Annotated in this window: 3 protein-coding genes and 1 tRNA gene; 1 reads left to right on the top strand and 3 read right to left on the bottom strand. The window is 69.3% G+C overall.

Annotated elements, in window-relative coordinates; genetic code table 11:
- Nucleotides 1-91 precede the first annotated feature (91 nt).
- The 3 genes from BIU89_RS11000 to BIU89_RS10990 all read right to left on the bottom strand — a co-directional run bounded on the left by BIU89_RS11000 (nucleotide 92) and on the right by BIU89_RS10990 (nucleotide 4,479).
- A tRNA-Met gene (locus BIU89_RS11000) sits at nucleotides 92-168 on the bottom strand.
- 63 nt (nucleotides 169-231) lie between these two features.
- Nucleotides 232-3,204 carry a UPF0182 family membrane protein gene (locus BIU89_RS10995; protein WP_175475008.1) on the bottom strand — a complete coding sequence of 991 codons (2,973 nt, stop codon included), beginning with the start codon at nucleotides 3,202-3,204 and terminating at the stop codon, nucleotides 232-234.
- 165 nt (nucleotides 3,205-3,369) lie between these two features.
- Entirely contained in the window at nucleotides 3,370-4,479 is a 1,110-nt protein-coding gene (locus BIU89_RS10990) for a YlbL family protein (protein ID WP_071246539.1), read from the bottom strand.
- 152 nt (nucleotides 4,480-4,631) lie between these two features.
- Here BIU89_RS10990 and BIU89_RS10985 point away from each other — a divergent pair, with 152 nt between their 5' ends.
- Complete coding sequence (locus BIU89_RS10985; protein ID WP_071246537.1) at nucleotides 4,632-6,050, top strand: zinc-dependent metalloprotease; 1,419 nt, start codon at nucleotides 4,632-4,634, stop codon at nucleotides 6,048-6,050.
- The last annotated feature ends 57 nt before the right edge of the window (nucleotides 6,051-6,107 follow it).

Genomic DNA, 6,107 nt, shown 5'->3' with positions numbered 1-6,107 from the left:
GGCCTGCGGGCGGGCCTGCGGCCGGTCTTCCTGCGGGCGGAGACACGAAGAAGGCCCCGGTCCTGTTGGACCGGGGCCTTCATGTGACGCTTGGTTGCGGGGGCAGGATTTGAACCTACGACCTCTGGGTTATGAGCCCAGCGAGCTACCGAACTGCTCCACCCCGCGGCACGTTTAGAAGCCTACACGGGGCCGTGGCGGGACACAAATCGAGTGCCCCGCCACGGTGTGTCAGTTGTCGTTCTCGGCTGCCGTGGCGGCCTCGATCGCGTCCTGGAGGCGCTGGTCGGCTTCCGCCGCAGCAACCAGGTCGTTGTCGGCGTAGGCCTCCTGGCGGTCCTGCAGGGCTGCCTTGGCGTCGGCCAGGGCCTTCTGCAGGGCGTCGTTGTCGGCCGAGCCGGAACCCGTCGAGCCGGTCGAGCCGGAGCCCGTGTCGGAGCCGGAACCCGTGTCCGAGCCAGACCCGCTGTCGGAACCGGAACCGCTGTCGCTGCCGCCGCCGCTCGCGCCGGAGTCGCCGGCCGCCGCACCGGAGTCCCCGCCGAACAGCGAGTTCAGGGCCTCGTCGAGCGTGTCCTCGAACGCGATCTTGTCGCCGAAGGCCACGAGGACCTTCTGCAGCAGCGGGTACGAACCACTCGAGGTCGACTGGACGTAGACGGGCTGCACGTAGAGGAACCCGCCGCCGACCGGGAGCGTGAGCAGGTTGCCCTGCTTCACGGTCGAGTTGCCGCGCTTCAGGATGTTGAGCTCCTGCGACACGGTCGAGTCACCGTTGAAGAGGCTCTGCACCTGTCCGGGGCCCGGGATGTTGTCGGTCTTCGGCATCGTCAACAGCGTGAGTTTGCCGTAGCCCGACGCCTTCTCGCCCTTGCCGGCACCACCCGCGTCGGAGTTCACCGCCAGGTAGCCGGTCAGCACGTTGCGGTTGTTCGCCCCGGCCGACTGCTGCGGGATGTAGGTCGTGTACAGCGAGTACGCGGTCCCCTGACCCGGCACCTTCATCGTCAGGTAGTACGGGTCCTGCAGGTTCGCCCTGTTGGCCGTCGTCGTCGTCTGCGCGCCGAGCGCGTTCGTCGACGTCGCCGCGGTGTCGGCGTCACTGTCCGACGTCGCCGTGCTCGTCGGTTCCTGCGGGGTGTTCCACGCGTCGTCACCCGAGTAGAACGAGTTGGCGTTGGTCACGTGGTAGGTGCCCAGGATCGAGCGCTGCACCTTGAACAGGTCCGTCGGGTACCGCACGTGGTCGAGGAGTTCCGCGCTCATGCTCGACACCGGCTTCATCGACGTCGGGAAGATCTTCTGCCACGTCTTGAGGACCGGGTCCTTCGTGTCCCACGTGTACAGCGTCACCTTGCCCGTGTACGCGTCGACCGTGGCCTTCACCGAGTTCCGGATGTAGTTCACCTGGTCGGTGCGGTACGTCGAGGACTCGGTGCCGGCGATGCTGTCCGACAGGCTCTGGCTCTGCGAGTACGGGTACGCGTCGCTCGTGGTGTAGCCGTCCACCACCCACTGGATGCGGTGGTCGACGATGGCCGGGTACGCGTCGCTGTCGACGGTCAGGTACGGCGCGGCCTTCTGCACGCGGGTGATCGGGTCGCGGTCGTAGAGGATCTGCGAGTCCTTGTTCACCGCGTTCGAGAGCAGGATCTGCTCCGACTGGAACTTCGCGGCGTAGACGAGCCGGTTGAAGAAGTTGCCGAGGCTCGGACCGCCGTCGCCGGCGTACGTGGTGGTCGCGTTGCCACCGTTGTCGTCGTCGGAGCCGGACGGGTAGTCGAGCTCGACGTCCTTCGTGCCCTTCGGGGCACCCACGATCGAGTAGGGCGGCGAGGTCTCACCGAAGTACACGCGCTGCTGGAAGTCACCCAGGGCACCGTTCGACGGGATTCCGGACTCGAGGAACACCGGCTTGCCGTCGCTCGCGCGCTGGTTGCCGTAGGCCGCGGTGACGCCGTAGCCGTGTGTGTAGACGAACGCCCGGTTGTACTGCGTGTTCGCGGCCGAGCTGAGCCCGGCGAGGTCGATGTCGCGGACCGCGATCACGGTGTCCTCGGTCTCGCCCTTGACGTCGTAGCGGTCGACGTCCAGCTCCTTCGGGAACTGGTAGTACTGCCGGTACTGCTGCAGCTGGCTGAACGTGTCGGAGACGATCTTCGGGTCGATGAGACGGATGTTGGCCGTGGTCTGCGCGTCCTTCGCGAGCGCACCCGAGCTCGTCTCGGTCGTGGCGTCGTAGTTCTGCTCCTCGACGCCGGCGACACCGTAGGCGTCACGCGTGGCCTTGATGTTCCGCTCGATGTAGGCGGACTCGAACGTGCGCTCCGAGGGCTTCACCTGCAGACGCTGGACGACCCACGGGTAGATGCCCCCGACGACGATCGCGGCGACGAGCAGCAGGCCCGTCCCGACGATCGAGATGCGCCAGCGGCCGATGACCGCCGTGACGATGAAGAGCAACGCGACGATCGCCGCGATGCCGGCCATGATCTCGCGGCCCGGGATCACCGCGTTGACGTCGGTGTACTGGGCACCGGTGATGAGCGAGTTCGACTTCGTCAGGGCCGCGTACTGGTCGAGCCAGAGGCTGACGGCCTGCAGCGCGATGTAGAGCGCCGCCGTGACCGCGAGCTGGATGCGCGCGGCGCGGGAGATCCGGACCTCACGACCACCGAAGCGGAGCGCGCCGTAGAGGTAGCTCGCCGCGAGTGCGGCGAGACCGGCGATGAGGACGACGGCCGAGGAGTAGGCCACGATCGAGCGCCAGAACGGCAGCTCGAACACGTAGAACCCGATGTCCAGCCCGAACTGCGGGTCGGTCTTGCCGAACGGCGTGCGGTTGAAGTACTCGAGGACCATGCTCCAGCGCCCCGCCGTCGAGAGCCCGGCGAAGATGCCGAGGACCACGGGGATGCCGATCATCACGGCGCGCCGCAGGGGCTCGATGACCTGCTGGTAGCGGTCGAGCTGCGAGTTGAGCTTCGCGTAGACCGGCCGGAACCGGAACGCGAGCGCGATGCTCACGAAGACCGGGACCGCCATGCCGAGGAAGCCCGCCAGGAACATCAGCGTCCCGGCGATCCACCGGGTCGTGAGGACCTGCTGGAACCCGAGCTGCGCGAACCACGCGTAGTCGGTGTACAGGCTGGCGAAGATGAAGAAGGCGATCACCAGTGCGGCCAGCACGATGATCGTGACCACGATGGGGACCCGCGGCGAACGCCGCCCCGAGGTGGACGAGGTTGTCGTCACTTGATGTGCTCCAGACGTGTCGGACCGGCGGGCCCGGCTCGCGGCGGGCCGTCAGTGACACTGATCCTATGGGACCCGACCGGACGTGAACCTGTACGGGGACTCAGGACCGGGTCAGGAACCGCAGCGGGCGAGCTTCGCGGTGCTCCCGCCGTCGGCGATCGTCTGCAGGTCGGTGACGGCCTGGTCGAGCGTGGAGACGCTGTAGACGTCGAGTCCGTCCGGCACGTGCCCGACGACCTCGTCGCAGTTGTCCGCGGGGGCGAGGAACACCGTGGCACCCGCGTCCGCCGCCCCGTAGAGCTTCTGGCGGATCCCACCGATGGGCCCGACCTCGCCGTCTGCCGTGATCGTGCCGGTGCCCGCGACGTGCTTGCCGCCGTTGAGCTTGCCCGGCGTGATCTCGTCGATGATCCCGAGCGCGAACATCATGCCGGCGGACGGACCGCCGACGTCCTGAAGCCGGATCGACACCTTGAAGGGGAACTCGTAGCGCTCGGTGACACCGACCCCGAGCAGCGCCGTGCCCTGCTCACTGCGCGGCGTCACCCTGACGTCCTCGGTCGCGCCGTCCCGTTCGACGGTGACGGTCGCGGGGCGCGAGGTGCCGTGCTTCGCAACGAGCTCGCGGAGGCTCGAGGCGTCGGCGTTGGTCGTGAGCGACCTGCCGTCGAACGCCGTGATGACGTCGCCCTTCTCGATCGCGCCGTCGGCCGCCGAGCCCTCCTGCACGGCGCTGACCTCGAGTGCCGTCGGCAGGTCGTTCCCCTGTTGGATGAGCGCGGCGGCGACGGCCGACTGCTGCGATGCCTGCATGTCGGCGGAGTCCCGCTCGTTCACCTGCTCGGTCGTGGTGCCGCTCGGGTAGATCGCCTCGACCGGGATGACCGCCTGTGACCTGGTGAAGATCGCGCGGATGACGCTGGTCCAGGACGGACGGTTCGTGGCGTCGCCCTGGATCCCGACGGTGAGCATGTCGAGGGCACCGGCCGTCGGGTACGTCTCGTGGCCGGACACCTGGATGAGCTTGACGTCCTTCGCGTCCTTGCCCGTCCCCTGCTTCTGCGTGCCGATGGTGTTGTAGACCGGCCCGGGGACCTCGATGAGGTACGGGCTGGGCAGCAGGCTCGCCAACAGGCCCAGGACGACCGCGCCGATCAGGAACGCCCACCCGACGGTCCGGGCACGCGAGCGACGACGGGGCGCGGGGGCGAAGAGGGTCACGCGGGGTCCTTCCGAGGTGGGCACCCGCGCCTGGCGGCAGGGTGGTCGCCCACGTCTCGCGACGGGGCTGTTCGCCCTGGGCGCAGCGCTTCGGGCGTTCCCACGGGGGCATCCCAGGTGCGGCCCCGTGAGCAGCGATTAGCGTAGTCGGCATGCCTGATGAACCACAGCCGGGGCCGGACGACGACTTCCAGGAGATGCTGCGCAAGCTGCTCTCGGGCGAGGGCCAGATCGACCCGTCGCAGCTCGCCGGTGCCGCCGGCCTGCCGAACGACCCGGCCTCCGTGGCGAACCTGATGAGCCAGCTCCAGCGCGCCGCCCAGTCCGGCGGTGACGGCATCGACTTCTCGGCCACCGCCGAACGCGCCACCGCGATCGCTCGCGACGGCGGCCACCCCGTCGACCCGGCCACCTCGCAGGCGGCCGACCAGGCGTTCCAGGTCGCCGCACTGTGGCTCGACGAAGTCACGACGGTCGCCGAACTGACCGCGACCCCGAGTCTCTACACGCGTGAGCAGTGGGCCAAGGCGACCGTCCCGGTGTGGACGCAGATCGCCGAGCCGGTGGCCTTCAGCATCGCCGATGCCCTGACCGAGGCGATCGACCAGCGCGCTCCCGAGCAGCTCAAGGCGATGCTCGGCGACGTCTCGAAGGCGATGCGCGGCATCGGCGGGGCGTTGTTCGCGATCCAGCTCGGTCAGGTCGTCGGGCAGCTCTCGAAGGAGGTCGTGTCCGGCGGCGACGTCGGCGTGCCGCTCCTCGATGAGCAGGTCGCAGCGCTCCTGCCCCAGAACGTCGCCGAGTTCGCCGAGGGCCTCGACGTCTCCGAGGACGAGGTCCGCATCTACCTCGCGGTCCGCGAACTCGCGCACGCCCGGCTCTTCCGGTCGGCACGGTGGCTCCGGCTGCACATCATCTCGTCGATCACGGACTACGCACGGGGCATCCACATCCCCTTCGACCGCGTCGAGGAACTCGCGGCCGACATCGACCCGACCAACCAGGAGCAGCTGCGCGACGCACTCGCGTCGGGTGCCCTCATCCCGCCGCGCACCGCCGAGCAGGACGCCGCCCTCGCCCGGCTCGAGACGATGCTCGCGCTGGTCGAGGGCTGGGTGGACACGGTCACCGCTGCTGCCACCGTCCGTCTCCCCAAGGCCGGGGCGATCGCCGAGATGGTGCGCCGTCGCCGTGCCGCGGGTGGCCCCGCCGAGTCGGCGTTCGCCACACTCGTCGGCCTCGAGCTGCGGCCGCGCCGTCTGCGTGAGGCCGCGGCGATGTGGCAGCGGGTGACCGACGAGCTCGGTGCCGAGCAGCGCGACGCCCTCTGGTCGCACTTCGACCTCGTGCCGACCTCGGACGACGTCGACGCACCCGACGCCCTCGTCGCACGGCTGCGGAACCCGTCCCAGACCGACGAGGACGACGCGTTCGACAAGGCCCTCGAGGACCTGCTGAACGACTCGACCGGCGCGCGCCCGCACGAGGACGAGTCCGGCCGCGTGGCCGACGACCCCGAGGGCGGAGCGGGCGACGAGCCCGGGAACGACACGGGCGACCAGCCCCGCTGAGTTCTCCACAGATCCCTCTTGTGACCCCACGCGTGCCGCGCACTCCGGCACCGTGGG

Source organism: Curtobacterium sp. MCBA15_005 (assembly GCF_001864855.1).
Taxonomy (GTDB): Bacteria; Actinomycetota; Actinomycetes; order Actinomycetales; family Microbacteriaceae; genus Curtobacterium; species Curtobacterium flaccumfaciens.
Note: the sequence above shows the minus strand (reverse complement) of the source record. Positions and strands in the feature narration are given on the sequence as shown.